The sequence below is a fragment of the Bordetella muralis genome, assembly GCF_054781015.1.
Genome location: NZ_BAAGVF010000003.1, coordinates 429,591 through 446,157 on the forward strand (window position 1 = coordinate 429,591; position 16,567 = coordinate 446,157).

Sequence of the window (16,567 nt, forward strand, 5' to 3'; positions counted from 1 at the left end):
CCTGACTGCTCCTGCCTAGAATGAGCTCCATACAACAAGGAGACATGTCATGAGCCTGCCGTTGGCTGGAGTGAAAGTGCTGGATTTGACGCGAGCCCTGTCGGGGCCCTTCAGCACGATGATACTCGGGGACTTGGGTGCCGAGGTCATCAAGGTTGAGCCAGCGCCCGATGGGGATATGGTACGGCAATGGGGGCCATTTGACGGCGATATAAGCGTTTATTATCTCAGTGCCAACCGCAGTAAAAAAGGGATAGGAATCGATTTCCGGCATCCTGAAGGTCTGGCGCTGGTACGCAAGCTGGCTCTGCAGTGCGACATCGTGGTCGAGAATTTCAAAGTCGGAACGATGCAGCGCATGGGGCTGGGCTATGACGAGTTGGCGGCAGAAAATCCCGCGTTGATCATGGCGTCGATTTCCGGGTTCGGCAGTCGCGGCCCAGCCAAAGATTGGGCAGGATTCGATCAGATTGCTCAGGGCTATTCGGGCTTCATGAGCTTGACCGGCACCGCGGAATCGGGCCCCACGCGGGTGGGGACTGCCATTGGGGATTTGACCGCTGGCCTATGGCTGGTAATCGGCATTCTGTCCGCAGTCGTGCAGCGCAGCCGCACCGGCCGCGGTCAACATGTGGAAACCTCGCTGCTGGCCGGGCTGATGGCGCTGCTGAGTGTGCAAGGTCAACGTTATCTGAGCGTGGGGGAGGTGCCGCAGCCTTGCGGGAACGTTCATCCCGTCATTGCTCCCTATGGCACCTTTGAAACGGCAGACGGGCCGCTCAATTTAGCCCCGGCAACGCAAGCGATGTGGGTCAAGCTGTGCAACATTCTGGAGATGGAGCACCTGGTCTCTGATCCTCGTTTTCTTTCCAACGCGGATCGCATGCAGCACAGGCATGAATTAAAGCAGGAACTGGAAACCGCCTTGACGCGTAGGACCCGCATGGAGTGGACACCGCTCATGATCGAAAACGGTATTCCGGCGGGTCCGATCAATACGTTGGAAGATGTCTTTGCCGATCCTCAGGTGCAGGCGTGTGGCCTGGTCAAGGCTTTGCAGCATCCATTGTTGGGTGAATTGCGGCAGGTAGGTTTGCCATTGGATCTCAGCGCTGGGTCTTCTGACGAGGCTGCCTTGCAAGCTCCGCCAGTGTTTGGCCAGCACACGCGTGATGTTTTCGAGGCGTTCGGTTTGGCGGCCGAAGAGATCGACCGCTTGCTCGAGCAAAAAGTGGCGTACCAGGCAAACCCGATGATGGTGAGTGTATGAGCACGCCCATCGATGCGCCTCAATTGACGGTGCAGGGAGCCGTGGCGACGATACGGTTTTCCAAACCTGCGTTTGCCAACCGGCTGAGTCCGCAAGATCTGGCTGTGTTGCGTCAGCACCTCGATACCGTGAACAGCGATGAGCATGTCCTGGTGCTGCGTTTTGTGGCCGAGGGCAAGTATTTCTGCAGCGGCTACGACATTTCCTCGCTGGGTGCTGACAGCGCGCCCAGCTCCCTGTATTTCGGGGAAACGATTGATCTGATCGAAGCCGCGCGACCGGTAACGATTGCGGTTGTACAGGGCGGTGTCTATGGCGGGGGGACCGATCTTTGCCTCGCCTGCGATTTCCGGCTGGGTACGCGCGAGGCCAATATGTTCATGCCTGCGGCAAAGCTGGGGCTGCATTTTTATGCGGGAGGCATGGTGCGTTACGTCACCCGCCTCGGGCTGAATCATGCCAAGCGCTTGTTTCTGACGGCCGAGAAAATTACGGCCGAAGAAATGCTGCACATGGGCATGCTGACAGAGATGGTGCCTGCCGATCAGTTGGACAGTCGGCTGCAAGCACTGACAGAGCAACTGACCGGGATGGCGCCGTTGGCGCTGTTGGGAATAAAGCGGCATTTGAACCTGATTGCGCGCGGAAATGTGGCGGTGTCCGAAATTGAAGCTGCCGTGTTGCGCTCAGAGCGGTCTCGTGACATCGCCGAAGGCGCCCTGGCCTGGAAAGAAAAACGCAAGGCTCGATTTACCGGCCAATGAGGCCGGTCAAGACCAAAGCAGCCCTTTTAGACAGGCTGAAATAAAAAGGAGACAACGACATGAACATGCATCGTATTTTGCGTGCAGCAGGGTGTGCGCTGGCGTTAATGAGCGGATCGCTGGCGACGGTGGCCCTGGCTGCCTCGAACTATCCCACGAAGCCGATTACGCTCGTCATCGGCTTTCCTCCAGGAGGGGGCGCCGATCACGTGGGGCGGGTCTATGCCAATAATCTGGCCAAGGTGTTGGGGCAACCTGTGGTCGTAGAAAACCGGCCTGGCGCGGGCTCGACGATCGGAGCGAGCTTCGTGGCACGCGCCGCGGCAGACGGCTATACCCTGTATCTGGGTAACGCCAGCGTCATGGGCAGCGACAGCGCGCTATACAAGGTGGATTACACCGCCGACAATTTCGTTCCCGTTGCGCAGCTCACGACCGGCCCCATGGTATTGATTGTGAATGCGGCGCTGGGCATCAATAGCGTGAAAGATCTGCTGGATCGTGCGCGTGAGCAACCCGGCAAGCTGAACGTGGCCTCATCGGGCAACGGCGTCATCACCCATTTGGCCGCCGTGGAGTTCATGGGGTTGACTGGGGCAAAATTCATGCACATCCCGTTCAAAGGCGGCGCAGCAGCTACGCAATCGGTGGCGGCAGGGGATACGGACCTTTCTTTTGCTACGGCCCCGTCCGCCAAAGCCGCGATTGAAACAGGTAAGGCTCGGGCGCTGGCAGTCACCTCGGCACAACCCTCCAAGCTGCTGCCTTATCCGACGATTGCGCAGACGGTGCCCGGTTATGACGTCTCCAATTGGTGGGGCATTTTTGCCCCGCGGGGCACGCCGCCAGCCGTCGTGCAGACATTGTTTGAGGCCACGAACAAGGTTCTGGAGCAGCCGGAGGTGCGCCAGACGATGGAGGCAGGTTACGAAGAGGCGACTCCTTCCGAGTCTGCCCCCGCTTTTGCCGCCTTCGCTCACAAGGAGGGTGCGAAAGGTTTAAGATTAGCCAAGGAGAGCACCACCACCGCCAATTGATTCTGGAGACACAATGCCTTACGTCACTCCACTGCGGGATTTCCGCTTCGCGCTCAAGGACCTGGCTGGTCTGGACGAGATTCTGCGGTTGCCGGGTTTTGAGGAGGTCACACCGGATCTGGTGGACGCGATCCTGGACGAAAACGCCCGTTTTGCCGAGCAGGCTATTGCGCCATTGAACGTCGCGGGCGACACGCAGGCGCCGCAGTGGAACGACGGGCAGGTGACGACGACGCCGGGGTTCAAGCAGGGATTCGCCGATTATGCAGCCAGCGGCTGGCAGGGCCTGCAGCATCCCGCGCAGTGGGGCGGCCAGGGGCTGCCTAAATTGGTGGCGGCGGCGCCTTGCGAGAATTTGCAGGCAGCCAACTTGGCGTTTTCATTGTGTCCCATGTTGACGGATGGCGTGATCGAGGCCTTGTTGACAGTGGGGTCCGAAGCGCAACGCCAGGCCTACGTGCCGAATTTGATCGCGGGCAAATGGACAGGCACGATGAACCTGACGGAGCCGCAGGCTGGGTCAGACCTGGCCCAGGTGGCCACCCGTGCGGTGCCTCAGACTGACGGCAGCTACCGCCTGACGGGTCAGAAAATTTTCATTACCTATGGCGATCACGATCTGGCAGAGAACATCATTCACTTGGTGCTGGCTCGCATGCCGGACGCTCCTGCCGGGGTCAAGGGCATTTCGCTGTTTATCGTGCCGAAGTTTCTGGTCAACCAGGACGGCAGTCTGGGGCCTCGCAATGATGTATGGTGCGCCTCGCTGGAACACAAGCTAGGCATCCATGGCAGTCCCACGGCCGTCCTGCTGTACGGGTCGGGCAAGGGTGAGGCGGGCGAAGGGGCGGTGGGCTACTTGGTGGGCGAACCCAACCGCGGCCTCGAATACATGTTCATCATGATGAACGCTGCGCGTTTCGGCGTGGGTCAGCAGGGCATCGGCGTGTCCGAACGAGCCTATCAGCATGCGCTGGCCTATGCGCGTGAGCGGGTGCAAGGGCGGGCGATCGAAGGCTCTGCGGGGCCGGTGGCCATCGTCCATCACCCGGACGTGCAACGCATGCTGCTGACCATGCGTGGCCTGACAGAGGCGGCCAGAGCCGTGTCCTTTGTGGCAGCCGCTGCACATGACAAGGGGATGCATCATCCCGACGCTGGCGTGCGCGCCCGCAACCGCGCTTTTTACGAGTACCTGGTCCCGATTGTGAAGGGATTCTCAACCGAGTCCGCCGTCGAGGTGGCGTCGCTGGGGGTCCAGGTGCATGGGGGGATGGGTTTCATCGAGGAAACCGGCGCAGCCCAGTATTATCGCGACGCCCGTATTCTGCCGATCTACGAGGGCACCACGGCGATTCAGGCCAACGACCTGGTCAGCCGCAAGACCCTGCGCGACGGCGGCGCGACGGCCTATGCGTGCATCGCCGCGATGAAAGACACCTTGCAGACCCTGCACACTGCCGCCGCGCGTGCCGAGCCCGACGATAGGGCCGGGCTGAATTTGCTGCGCGACAATCTGGATCTGGCGATCCAGGGATATGACGCTGCAGTCACTTTCATCCTGGAGCAGGCACAATCCAATGTGCGGGCGATCTACGCGGCGAGCGTGCCCTATTTGATGCTGGCCGGTATTGTGCATGGCGGTTGGCAGATGGCGCGTGCGGCGCTGGTGTGTCAGCGGCAACTGGCCGAGGGGACGACGGATCCGTTTTATCGCAGCAAGCTTTCTACCGCGCTGTTCTACGGCGCGCAGATCTTGCCGCGTGCGTTGGCGCTGTCGGCGTCGGTCCGTGCGGGAGTCGTGGCCAATCGCTGCGGTGCACAGTCCGATATTGCATAAAGTTATTAAACATATGCAACAAACGTATTTCCAGTGATACGTGTTTGATGTAAGAATCTTCGGGTATGACTCTCGCAGTCGCTGATCATACTGGTCAGCGACGCTAACTGCCACGGAGACCTTCCATGACCCAACTTCGTCTGGGCGACACCGCCCCGGATTTCGAGCAAAACACGTCCACCGGCCCGATCCGTTTTCATGAGTATTTGGGGGATAGCTGGGGCGTACTGTTTTCGCACCCGGCTGATTTCACGCCGGTCTGCACGACCGAACTCGGTTACACGGCCAAGCTGGCCGATGAGTTCGCCAAGCGCAACGTGAAGGTGCTGGCCTTGTCCGTTGACGGCGTGGACTCGCACAATGAGTGGATCAACGATATCAACGAGACGCAATCCACGACGGTGAATTTCCCCATCATCGCGGACGACGATCGCAAAGTCGCCGAGCTGTATGACATGATTCACCCCAATGCCAGCGCCACGGCAACCGTGCGTTCGGTGTTCATCATTGATCCGGCCAAGAAGATCCGTTTGACCATTACCTATCCGGCCAGCACCGGACGTAATTTCAACGAAATTCTGCGCGTGATCGATTCGCTGCAGTTGACCGATAGCCATAGCGTGGCGACGCCAGTCAATTGGCAAGACGGCGATGACGTCATCATCGTGCCTTCCCTGAAGGACGAGGCCGTGATCAAAGAGAAATTCCCGAAAGGCTACAAAGCGGTGCGCCCGTACCTGCGTATTACGCCTCAACCGAATAAGTAAATAACCGGGATGCAGATCGGCGCGAGGTGCGCCGGTCTGCATCAGGTGCCGCTTGCGCGCGCTCGCCGTCAGGCAGCGCGCGCTTTTTTTGTTGTCGTCGTCAGGGAAGCACAATCTTTATTTCGAATAGCGATGAGCAACCAAAAAATGATTCTTTCCGTTTAGTTCGGCGACGCTGCACACTTGCATCCACTGTCTACGGATTCGGGTGCAAACATGCTGTACAAGAAAAAATTCTGGGCTGCATTGGCGGCGGTGGCTGCGGCCTTCGTCGTGGGGTTGCCGGTCCATGCGCAAGAGAAGCAAACCTTATTGAACGTGTCCTACGATCCCACGCGTGAGCTGTACCGTGCCGTGGACGAAGCATTCGCCAAGCAATATCAAGAAAAAGCCGGTGTGGCCCTGACCATTCGCCAATCGCACGGCGGCTCGGGCAAACAAGCGCGCTCGGTCATCGACGGTCTGGACGCTGATGTGGTGACATTGGCGCTGGCGTACGACATTGACGCCATTGCCGACAAGGGCCTGTTGCCCAAAGACTGGCAAACCCGCTTGCCTTTGAACAGCTCGCCTTATACCTCGACTATCGTTTTCCTGGTCCGCAAGGGCAACCCGAAGCAAATCCATGATTGGAATGATCTGGTCAAGGACGGCATTGAAGTCATCACACCGAATCCGAAGACCTCGGGTGGCGCACGCTGGAACTACCTCGCGGCCTGGGCCTATGCACTGGAGAAAAACGGTGGCGACGAAAGCAAGGCCAAGGCTTTCATTAGCGACTTGTTCAAGCATGTGCCGGTGCTGGATACCGGTGCCCGCGGAGCGACGACGACCTTTGTCGAACGCGGTGTCGGCGACGTGTTGCTGGCCTGGGAAAATGAAGCGTTCCTGGCGCAAGAGGAATTGGGCCCGGACAAGTTCGATATCGTCGTGCCTTCGTTGTCCATTCTGGCTGAACCCCCCGTCGCCATCGTGGACAAGAACGTCGATCGCAAGGGCACGCGTGCCGCTGCTCAGGCCTATCTGGAGTTCCTGTACACACCAGAGGCGCAGGAAATCATTGCTCGTAATTTCTATCGTCCGACCGACAAGAGCGTGGCCGAGAAGTACGGCAAGCAGTTCCCCAAAGTGAAGCTGGTGACAATTGACGATGCCATCTTCGGCGGTTGGAAAAAGGCGCAGGCCACGCATTTCAGCGATGGTGGGGTCTTTGACCAGATTTATCTGCCTAACGGCAAATAGGCCAGAGGGCGGGATGCAATCATGACTTCAGCCATGACCACGGCTGCGGGGGCGAAAGCCCCCGTTGGCCGGCAACGGAAACGACCCGGCGTCTTGCCGGGTTTTGGGCTTTCCATGGGTTTTACGGTGGTGTACCTGAGCTTGTTGGTACTGCTGCCTCTGGTGGTCTTGCCGCTCAAGAGCGCAAGCCTGGGATGGGAGGGTTTTTGGCGCGTGGTCACTACGCCGCAGGCGTTGTATTCGTATCAACTGACATTCGGTGCTGCGCTCATCGCAGCGTTGGTGAATCTGGTGTTCGGTATGGTGGTGGCGTGGGTCTTGGTGCGCTATCAGTTTCCCGGCAAAAAAATCTTGGACGCAATGGTGGATCTGCCGTTTGCGTTGCCCACGGCTGTAGCGGGGATTGCGCTGACGGCGCTCTATACCAAAACAGGTTGGCTGGGCGCACCGCTGGACAACTGGTTCGGCCTGAAAGTGGCGTTCTCTCCGATCGGCATTGTGGTGGCACTGGTGTTCATCGGCATTCCTTTTGTCGTGCGCACCGTGCAGCCTGTCCTGGAGGATATTGAACGCGAGATCGAAGAAGCAGCCGCCAGCCTGGGCGCCAATCGATGGGAAACGGTGCGGCGTGTGTTGCTGCCGACCATTGTGCCGGCGCTGCTGACCGGTTTTGCCTTGGCATTCGCGCGGGCAGTCGGCGAATACGGTTCCGTCGTGTTCATTGCGGGTAATCGGCCGATGGTGACCGAGATCACTCCCTTGCTGATCATGTCGAAGCTCGAACAATTCGACTATGTAGGCGCCGCTGCGATTGCCACGGTGATGCTCGCTATCTCATTTGTGTTGCTGCTCTTTATTAATTTGCTGCAAGGTTGGCAAGCCCGTCGTGGCAGGAGGTTTGCATGAGTTCTGCCGTGACGGATCGTCCCAATCATCTGACCGAACCGCGTTGGGTGCGCGGCCTGCTGCTCGGCGTCGCGCTGGCATTTTTGACGCTGTTCCTGCTGTTGCCCCTGATCACCGTGTTCGTCGAAGCCTTCAAGAAAGGCTGGGCGCTTTATCTCGCGGCGATCACCGAGCCCGATGCCTGGAGCGCAATCCAGTTGACGCTGTGGGTGGCGGCCATATCGCTGGTGGTGAATCTGGTCTTTGGTGTGGCTGCGGCCTGGGCGATCGCCAAGTTCGAGTTCCGCGGCAAACAATTGCTGATCACCTTGATCGACCTGCCGTTCTCCGTGTCGCCGGTCGTGGCAGGGCTGGTGTTCGTCGTGTTGTTTGGTTCGCAAAGCTGGATATGGCCCTTTCTGGAAGATCACAACTTGAAGATCGTCTACGCCGTGCCTGGCGTGGTGTTGGCGACCTTGTTTGTGACCTTTCCTTTTATTGCTCGCGAGCTGATTCCGCTGATGCAGGCGCAGGGCAGCGAAGAGGAACAGGCTGCATTGACGCTGGGCGCCAGCGGCTGGCAGATATTCTGGCGTGTGACGTTGCCCAATATCAAATGGGGCTTGCTCTACGGTGCGATCCTGTGTAACGCCCGTGCGATGGGAGAGTTCGGAGCGGTGTCCGTGGTGTCGGGCCATATACGCGGGCTGACCAATACGCTGACGCTGCATGTCGAGATTCTGTACGGTGAATATCAGTTTGCGGCCTCGTTTGCCGTGGCGTCGCTATTGGCTTTGTTGGCCCTGGTGACGCTGGTGATCAAAAACGTGGTCGAGTGGCGCAGCGCACGGCCCGATACCGTCGATCAACCGATGGAGGCCCGCGTGGCCGCACCGGTTGCGACGCCTCAGCCGACAACGGCATGATGGAGTTCCTGGCATGAGTATTGAAGTCAAAAATCTTTCGCGTCGCTTTGGTGATTTCCGTGCCCTGGACGATGTGTCTCTGCATATCGAAACCGGTGAGTTGGTTGCGTTGCTCGGTCCGTCCGGTTGCGGGAAAACGACCCTGCTGCGCATTATCGCGGGCTTGGAAACCGCCGATACAGGCAGCGTCCTGTTTGCTGGCGAGGACGCCACGGATGTGGACGTGCGCCACCGTCAGGTCGGTTTTGTGTTCCAGCATTACGCGCTCTTCAAACACATGACCGTGTTTGAGAACGTGGCTTTCGGTCTGCGGGTCAAGCGTCGCGCGCAGCGTCCCAATGAAACGCAGATCCGTCAGAAGGTGCACGAGTTGTTGAACCTCGTGCAGTTGGATTGGCTGGCCGATCGTTATCCGGCGCAGCTATCTGGCGGCCAGCGCCAGCGTATTGCGCTGGCTCGCGCTTTGGCGGTGGAGCCGCGGGTGCTGTTGCTGGACGAGCCGTTCGGCGCCTTGGATGCCAAGGTGCGCAAGGAGCTGCGCCGCTGGTTGCGCCGGCTGCACGACGAACTGCATGTGGCAAGCGTGTTCGTCACGCACGACCAGGAAGAGGCCCTGGAAGTCGCCGACCGCGTGGTCTTGATGAATGCCGGCCGTATCGAGCAGGTGGGTACACCGCGCGAGGTCTGGGAGCACCCGGCGACGCCGTTCGTCTACGGGTTCTTGGGCGACGTCAACCAGTTGGCCGGTCATGCGACCAATGGCGTCTGGCATGCGCATGGCGTCGAGCTGCCTGCGCCCGATCTGGCCAAGGCCCATCAGCAGCAGGCAATTGCCTATGTGCGTCCACACGAGATCGATCTGGCGCGTGACAACGGTTTGGGGCAGGGGATTCCCGTGCGCCTGAACCACGTGTATTTAGCCGGGCCGAGCGCCTATCTGGAACTGGAACGTCAGGACATCCAGGCCACGATCGAAGCGCAGGTGCCGGAGCAACTCTATCGTGAACTTGAACTGAAGGAAGGCGAAAGCTTGCTGGCGCGACCGCGCCGTGCTCGGGTTTTTGCCGCGGCATAACTATGACAGTCATTGATTCCGCATTAGATCCGGCCGTGGCAGTGCGTTGGCACACACTGCAAGAGCGTCTGGCCGAAATCGCCCAGCAGTATCCTGACGCCGCGCTGGCATCGTCGCTCGCTGCCGAGGACATGTTGTTGACACACGCTATCTACGACGGCGGCTTTCCGTTAGAGGTTTTTACCTTGGACACTGGCCGTCTGCATGCTGAAACGCTAGGCATGATCGACGCCGTGCGCGAGCGTTACGGCCGTGAGTTGACGATCTATCGCCCCGATACTGAGGCAGTGGATCAGTATGTGAAAACGCATGGGACCTACGCTTTCTATGAAAGCGTGGACTTGCGCAAGTCCTGTTGCCAGATCCGCAAAGTCGAGCCGTTAAAGCGCGCGCTGGCGGGCCGTGGCGCCTGGATCACAGGGCAACGCCGTGCCCAGGCCGCCACGCGCGGCGAGCTGCCGGAGGCCGAGCACGACCCTGTGTTCGGTCTCTACAAATACAACCCCCTGGCCGCCTGGAGCGAAGAAGACGTGTGGCATGTCATTCGCGCTCTGGACATTCCCTACAACCCATTGCATGACCAAGGCTATCCCTCGATCGGCTGTGAACCTTGCACGCGCGCCATCCGTCCGGGCGAGGATGTGCGGGCGGGACGGTGGTGGTGGGAATCCTCCGACTCCAAAGAGTGCGGCCTTCATGCGGGCAACCGGGTGATCTCGGTCGTCGCGGCACCAGAAAAACCGACTTCTGTATAAAAGGAAAATCATGTCTGTCGTTCTCAATCGCAGTCATCTCGATTGGCTGGAATCCGAAGCGATTTACATCCTGCGCGAAGTGGCGGCCGAATGCGCCAAACCCGTGTTGCTGTTCTCCGGGGGCAAGGATTCAGTCGTGCTGTTGCGACTCGCGGAAAAAGCCTTCCGTCCGGGCCGTTTCCCGTTTCCGCTGATGCATATCGACACGGGGCATAATTTTGATGAAGTGATTGCATTTCGCGATCAACGCGCCGCCGAGTTGGGCGAGACCCTGATTGTGCGCAGCGTCGAGGATTCCATCCGTCGCGGCAGTGTGGTGCTGCGGCGCGAGACTGATTCACGCAACGCGGCGCAGGCGGTGACGCTGCTGGAGTCGATCGAAGAATTCGGGTTTGATGCGTGCATTGGCGGCGCACGTCGTGACGAAGAAAAAGCGCGCGCGAAAGAGCGCATTTTTTCGTTCCGCGACGAGTTCGGTCAGTGGGATCCGAAAGCCCAGCGTCCCGAGTTGTGGAATCTATTTAACACCCGCGTGCACAAGGGCGAAAACATGCGGGTGTTTCCGATTTCCAATTGGACCGAATTGGATGTGTGGCAGTACATCCAGCGCGAGCAGTTGGCGTTGCCGTCGATCTACTACAGCCATCAACGCGACGTTGTGCGCCGCAAGGGGCTGCTCGTACCGGTAACACCGTTGACGCCGCCGCAAGACGGCGAGCGGGTGGAAAACCTGGCTGTGCGATTCCGCACGGTCGGCGACATCTCTTGCACGTGCCCCGTGGCATCGGATGCGACGGATCCGCTGGCCATCATCGCCGAGACTGCCGTGACCGATATTACCGAGCGCGGCGCGACGCGCATGGATGACCAGACTTCCGAGGCCTCGATGGAGCGCCGCAAGAAAGAAGGCTATTTCTGAACTGATTACCGGACTTCGACATGAATGCTGTGAATGACTCTTTTCTGCCGGATACCGACAATGGTGTTCTGCGTCTGATTACGGCCGGCTCGGTTGATGACGGTAAATCGACCTTGATCGGGCGTTTGCTGTATGACAGCAAGGGCGTGTTTGCCGATCAACTGGATGCGATCTCCCGCGCCAAATACAAACGCGTGGTGGGTGACGGGATTGATTTCTCATTGCTGACCGATGGCCTGGAGGCCGAGCGTGAGCAGGGGATTACCATCGATGTCGCCTACCGCTATTTCTCGACCCCGCTACGCAAGTTCATCGTGGCCGATGCGCCGGGGCACGAGCAGTACACGCGTAATATGGTGACTGGCGCCTCGACCGCCGATGCCGCGATTATCCTGATCGATGCGACGCGGGCTGCCGATGGCCAACTGCTGACGCAAACCAAACGCCATAGCACCATCGCTCACTTGCTCGGCATTCGCCATATCGTGGTGGCGGTCAACAAGATGGATCTGGTTGACTGGGATCAAGCCGTATTCGAACGCATCCGTGATGCGTATGCAGAGCTCGCGCGCCGTTTGAATATCGCGCACCATCACGTGCTGCCGTTGTCGGCGCTCGAAGGCGACAACGTTGTCAACCGTTCGGACAAAACGCCGTGGTATGACGGCCCACCGCTGCTGAGCCTGCTGGAACAATTAGGCGGCACCGATAGCGAAGCCGCCGTACGCCCGCTGCGATTCCCCGTGCAATGGGTGTCGCGTCACGGAGGTGACAGCGCGGAGGATTTCCGTGGTTATGCGGGCCGGATTGCGAGCGGCGAATTACGTCCCGGTGATGACGTCGTGATTCAGCCCTCCGGTGTTGCCGCACGCGTGAAAGAGGTTCTGGCATTCGATCGCGCTGTAGACCTCGCGGTTGCTGGTGATTCCATCACTATCGTGTTGGACCGCGATGTGGATGTGTCGCGTGGCGATGTGTTGTCGCATGCTGCCGCTCCCGCGCGCGTGGGACGTGAGTTCGAGGCAGAGCTGTGCTGGTTGGATACGCAAGCCTTGAATCCGGCTCGCAAGTACTTGCTCAAGCATGGCACGCGTCTGACGTCGGCGAAGATCCGCAGCGTGTTGACGCATCGTGATATTCACGAGTTGCAGGAGGTCGAAAACCACAGCGGCACCTTGAATATGAATGAGATTGGCCGCGTATCGTTCGCGACACGTGAAGCCTTGGCGGTTGACAGTTATATCGATGCGCCGGCAACGGGAGCGTTCATTTTGATCGACGAGGCCACGCATCAAACCGCGGCTGCAGGCATGCTGCGTTAGGCGCTCGCGCGTGTCCGAGTGCGTCAGAATTCAGCACGTACTGCTCATCAGTTTGCTCCGAACTTGCTGTGCTGTCTGAATTCCCAGGCGGTGATTCATGTCGAGACCAAAACGGGCCTCATTGGCCGCCGTCCGTAGGGGCGGCGGCCTGTTGTTTTTAGGCTAAATCCAATATCCATGCGGGTTTCCAGCCGATTTCCAAAGTGTGAAATCGATTGTTCAGACGGCGAGCGCGTCTTGGGGTAAAGTGAGATTTCGCCCGATTAGGGCATTTGGGGCTTGCTGAAAGTACTGGTTTTTTGTACAGTACTTTCATGGAACGCACCAAGCACGCTTTTTCCGCCGGTTCTGGGTCCCCGGCTACCGCCCCCGCCGCCTTGCGCGGCCGGGGAGCGGTTACTAATGTTCGGCATCGATTCGAACAGACCGAGCGTGAGCCTGCCGACGACGGTTGGTCCAGCGGGCAGGTGGCGGCTTCCCAGGACGATGTTTCCGACGCCGACATTGCCGGCGGTTACATTCCCATCGTTCCCGAATCGACCCTGAAGACCACTGTAACGTCCGAGCAGGCGCGCAAGCTCCTCTCACGTAACGATTCTCCCGATATTCCCTTTGACGTCGCCGTGAACCCCTATCGTGGGTGCGAGCATGGCTGCGTCTATTGTTACGCCCGGCCGACTCACGCCTACCTGGGGTATTCCCCCGGGCTGGATTTCGAGACTCGCCTGATCGCCAAGGCCAATGCCGTCGATGTGTTGCGAGCCGAGCTGGCGCGTCCGGGGTATCGCGTTTCGCCGATCAATATTGGCTCGGCGACGGATGTGTATCAGCCCATCGAGCGCGAATGGCAGCTGACCCGCGGCGTGCTTGAGCTCTTGCTGCAAACACGGCATCCCGCCACGATCGTCACCAAAAACGCGCTGATCGAGCGCGATCTCGACCTGTTGCAGCCTCTGGCAGAGCAGCGCTTGATCACGGTGTACATCAGCGTGACGACACTGGATACCGAGATGGCGCGCACGCTCGAGCCGCGCGCATCTGCCCCCTGGCGGCGCATTCAGGCCATTCGCACGCTGACGAATGCCGGAGTGCCCGTGGGCGTGCTGGTGGCACCCATCATTCCATTCATTAACGACGAATCTCTCGAACGCATCCTGCAGGACGCACGCCAGGCAGGTGCCTGCTACGCCAGCTATACCGTGCTGCGCCTGCCCTGGGAGGTCAAAGCTGTTTTCCAGGAATGGCTGGAGGCCCATTTCCCCGATCGCGCGCAGCGCGTGCTGCACCGTATCGAGGATATGCGCAATGGCCGGCGCAACGACCCTCAATTTGGCACGCGGATGCGGGGCACGGGCCTGTGGGCCAATTTGCTGCGTCAGCGTTTCAACCTGGCCGTACGCAAACTGGGCCTGAATACCACTCGCTCCCAGTTGGTCACGCATTTGTTCCAAGCGCCCAGGGCAGCGAGCCCGGCGTCCTCTGTCTCGGCTGCCTCGGCGGCAGGGCAGAGCTCATCCCGGCAATCGAAATCCTCGTCGCCGCTTTCGTCTTCACCGCAGTTAGCGCTGTTCTAACCGGAGCCTTTCATGTCCACTGCCACGCTTGCTTCCGATACCGTTGTTTCCTTGCCTTCCCGGCTGCCGACCTGGGTACCACGCATGCTGGCGCGAGCCGCAGTCGGTGTGTTGCGTCAGCCTGCCAAATGGCCTTTTTCTTCTGGCTTGTCCCAGGGGCGTCATCGCGCCTTGGCGCCGGCTGCGCAGTCGGATGTCATCGGCACTGCCACCGTTGTCCAGCCAGTAGAGGCGCCGGCCATTGAGGTTCAGCCGGTTGTTCAACCGACGCCCGCGGCCCGGATTTCCCAGCCGATCGTCGGTGCTGCTCAGACGCATGTGTCTGCCGCCGCACTGTCAATGGATACGATGGCCGCGCACAGCCAGTCCATGGGGACGGCCAGCCGAGCACTGAGCCAGGGCGTGACCGTGCGCCAAATGGTGGGTGATGTCTTGCTGGTCGCGATGTGGGGGGCGTTGATTCCCGGGTTGATGTGGCTCGGGGCGGCAGCGGGGTTTTAAGCCTGCTTTTCCGTGGTTAGAGGCCTCGTTGCACAGTAGCAGTGTTCGCCTGCATACGGCCAAATCACGCTGTGCCGTAGCGACCGTCCGAGAGCCCGTTTAGCTGGACCCGAGCAGGATCACCCCGGCCAGAATGGCCAGGCATCCCAGTAGCCGTCCGACGCCGACCTTTTCTCGCAGGAGAAACATGCCGGCGAGGGTGCCCAGCATCATCGACATTTCGCGGGCGGGGGCGACCAGGCTCAACGGTGCGCCGTTGCGCAGCGCATAGAGCACCAGGATATAGCCCAGCGGCGACAACAGGCCGACGGCCCAGGCGAGGCGCCAGTATTCCCGCATGGCTTGCCAATTTTCCGCGCGGCGCTTCATGACGTGCGGCGCCATCATGACGGTACGTGTAGCACAGGTGAACCAGTCAAAGAGCACCGGCATGATCAGCAGCACCTTGACGCCGTAGGCGTCTACCACGGTGTATGTCGCGATGAACAGGCCAATCACAATGCCCCAGCGCACGCCGAGCCATGCCTGGGGCTGGCGGAATAACGACAGCCTGCCCTGTGTGGCAATCAGCAGCACGCCGCCGACGACGCACAGCATGCCGATGATCCCGGTGGTCGTTGCGGGCTCGCCCAATAGTAAAAATGCGCCTGCGGTAGACAGCAGGGGGCCAGTACCGCGGGCGATGGGATACACCACCGACAGATCCGCGACCTGATAACCGCGTTGCAGACACAGGCTATAACCCAGGTGCAGGGCGCTGGATGCCAGGATGCACACAATGACGGGCCAGCTCCAGACCATCCCTTCGTGCAGCAGGATCCATATCACCCAGGGCGCATATAACAGCGTAGCGCACAGCCCATAGGCAAAGACAAAGACCGGACCCACCATGGCGGCTCGTTTGGCCAACAAATTCCACGAGGCGTGGGCCATGGCCGCCAAGACAACCAATATCAGGGACGAGTAAGACATGGGTGCTGCAGTTGCGGTATATGACAGAAATATGACATTTCGATCTGCAAGGGTACTGCTAAAACCGCCCAAAAAGGGGACGGTGTTGCACAAGGCCTGGGATTTCTGCGCGCGTGCAGGTGGTATGTACGTAAAGTCTTGATTTGATGTAGAATGCTCGGTTTACCACAAACCTCATCCTCTGCTTGCGTACAGCAAAGGTCCCGGCCCTGGCCGGCGCCCCACGCAAAAACAGCGCAAGGCACGATGATCTCGGAGTTCTCATGAACCTCATCGCTATCCTGGAACAGGAAGAAATCAAGCGCCTGACCGGCGACAAGACCATGCCCGAATTCGCCCCTGGCGATACCGTAGTGGTCAGCGTCAACGTCGTTGAAGGCACCCGCAAGCGTGTGCAGGCCTACGAAGGCGTCGTGATTGCCAAGCGCAACCGCGGCCTGAATTCGTCCTTCATCGTGCGCAAGATCTCGTCGGGCGAAGCCGTCGAGCGTACGTTCCAACTGTATTCCCCGCAAATCGCCGGCATCGAAGTCAAGCGCCGTGGTGATGTGCGTCGTGCCAAGCTGTACTACCTGCGCAGCCGCTCGGGCAAGTCGGCTCGTATCAAAGAAAAGCTGGTCATCAAGCAAGCCAAATCGGCTTGATTGGTCTCGGTGTGATGCCCGCTCAGGCAGGATCACACCGCGCTTCCCGGCGATCCGGGTTAAAAAGGCACCTA

At 59.6% G+C, this 16,567-nt stretch carries 16 protein-coding genes; 15 read left to right on the forward strand and 1 reads right to left on the reverse strand.

Going from position 1 to position 16,567, the window contains the following annotated elements:
* The first annotated feature begins 49 nt into the window (after positions 1-49).
* From ACYVIT_RS07025 to ACYVIT_RS07090, 14 genes are all read left to right on the forward strand, one after another.
* Positions 50-1,270, forward strand: a complete 1,221-nt coding sequence (locus tag ACYVIT_RS07025) for a CaiB/BaiF CoA transferase family protein (protein WP_415806386.1) — start codon at positions 50-52, stop codon at positions 1,268-1,270.
* Positions 1,267-2,034 (forward strand): enoyl-CoA hydratase/isomerase family protein, encoded by a 768-nt coding sequence (locus ACYVIT_RS07030; RefSeq protein ID WP_415806387.1) that lies wholly within the window; start codon positions 1,267-1,269, stop codon positions 2,032-2,034. The genes ACYVIT_RS07025 and ACYVIT_RS07030 overlap by 4 nt, the downstream gene beginning before the upstream one ends.
* Positions 2,035-2,093: 59 nt before the next feature.
* Positions 2,094-3,071 carry a Bug family tripartite tricarboxylate transporter substrate binding protein gene (locus ACYVIT_RS07035; RefSeq protein ID WP_415806388.1) on the forward strand — a complete coding sequence of 326 codons (978 nt, stop codon included), beginning with the start codon at positions 2,094-2,096 and terminating at the stop codon, positions 3,069-3,071.
* A 13-nt stretch (positions 3,072-3,084) separates the two neighbouring features.
* Positions 3,085-4,911, forward strand: a complete 1,827-nt coding sequence (locus tag ACYVIT_RS07040) for an acyl-CoA dehydrogenase (protein WP_415806389.1) — start codon at positions 3,085-3,087, stop codon at positions 4,909-4,911.
* A gap of 125 nt (positions 4,912-5,036) precedes the next feature.
* Positions 5,037-5,678: a peroxiredoxin gene (locus tag ACYVIT_RS07045; RefSeq protein WP_415806390.1), complete on the forward strand. Its 642-nt coding sequence runs from the start codon at positions 5,037-5,039 to the stop codon at positions 5,676-5,678.
* Between the two features lie 216 nt (positions 5,679-5,894).
* Positions 5,895-6,920, forward strand: a complete 1,026-nt coding sequence (locus ACYVIT_RS07050; protein WP_415806391.1) for a sulfate ABC transporter substrate-binding protein — start codon at positions 5,895-5,897, stop codon at positions 6,918-6,920.
* 21 nt (positions 6,921-6,941) lie between these two features.
* Positions 6,942-7,826 carry a sulfate ABC transporter permease subunit CysT gene (gene cysT / locus ACYVIT_RS07055; RefSeq protein ID WP_415806392.1) on the forward strand — a complete coding sequence of 295 codons (885 nt, stop codon included), beginning with the start codon at positions 6,942-6,944 and terminating at the stop codon, positions 7,824-7,826.
* Positions 7,823-8,731 carry a sulfate ABC transporter permease subunit CysW gene (gene cysW / locus ACYVIT_RS07060; protein WP_415806393.1) on the forward strand — a complete coding sequence of 303 codons (909 nt, stop codon included), beginning with the start codon at positions 7,823-7,825 and terminating at the stop codon, positions 8,729-8,731. Before cysT ends, cysW begins: the two co-directional genes overlap by 4 nt.
* 13 nt (positions 8,732-8,744) lie before the next feature.
* Positions 8,745-9,806 carry a sulfate/molybdate ABC transporter ATP-binding protein gene (locus tag ACYVIT_RS07065; RefSeq protein ID WP_415806394.1) on the forward strand — a complete coding sequence of 354 codons (1,062 nt, stop codon included), beginning with the start codon at positions 8,745-8,747 and terminating at the stop codon, positions 9,804-9,806.
* Between the two features lie 2 nt (positions 9,807-9,808).
* Positions 9,809-10,561 carry a phosphoadenylyl-sulfate reductase gene (locus ACYVIT_RS07070; protein ID WP_415806395.1) on the forward strand — a complete coding sequence of 251 codons (753 nt, stop codon included), beginning with the start codon at positions 9,809-9,811 and terminating at the stop codon, positions 10,559-10,561.
* Between the two features lie 10 nt (positions 10,562-10,571).
* Entirely contained in the window at positions 10,572-11,480 is a 909-nt protein-coding gene (gene cysD, locus ACYVIT_RS07075) for a sulfate adenylyltransferase subunit CysD (RefSeq protein ID WP_415806396.1), read from the forward strand.
* Positions 11,481-11,500: 20 nt separating this feature from the next.
* Positions 11,501-12,802 (forward strand): sulfate adenylyltransferase subunit 1, encoded by a 1,302-nt coding sequence (locus ACYVIT_RS07080; protein WP_415806397.1) that lies wholly within the window; start codon positions 11,501-11,503, stop codon positions 12,800-12,802.
* A gap of 314 nt (positions 12,803-13,116) precedes the next feature.
* Positions 13,117-14,376, forward strand: coding sequence for a PA0069 family radical SAM protein (locus ACYVIT_RS07085; protein WP_415806398.1), 1,260 nt, complete (start codon positions 13,117-13,119; stop codon positions 14,374-14,376).
* 12 nt (positions 14,377-14,388) lie between these two features.
* Entirely contained in the window at positions 14,389-14,877 is a 489-nt protein-coding gene (locus ACYVIT_RS07090; RefSeq protein ID WP_415806399.1) for a hypothetical protein, read from the forward strand.
* Between the two features lie 99 nt (positions 14,878-14,976).
* On the opposite strand, the gene ACYVIT_RS07095 is transcribed toward ACYVIT_RS07090, so the two are convergent.
* Positions 14,977-15,849: an EamA family transporter gene (locus tag ACYVIT_RS07095; protein ID WP_415806400.1), complete on the reverse strand. Its 873-nt coding sequence runs from the start codon at positions 15,847-15,849 to the stop codon at positions 14,977-14,979.
* Between the two features lie 263 nt (positions 15,850-16,112).
* On the opposite strand from ACYVIT_RS07095, the gene rplS reads away from it, so the two are divergent.
* Positions 16,113-16,493, forward strand: coding sequence for a 50S ribosomal protein L19 (gene rplS, locus ACYVIT_RS07100; protein WP_415806401.1), 381 nt, complete (start codon positions 16,113-16,115; stop codon positions 16,491-16,493).
* Positions 16,494-16,567: the final 74 nt, after the last annotated feature.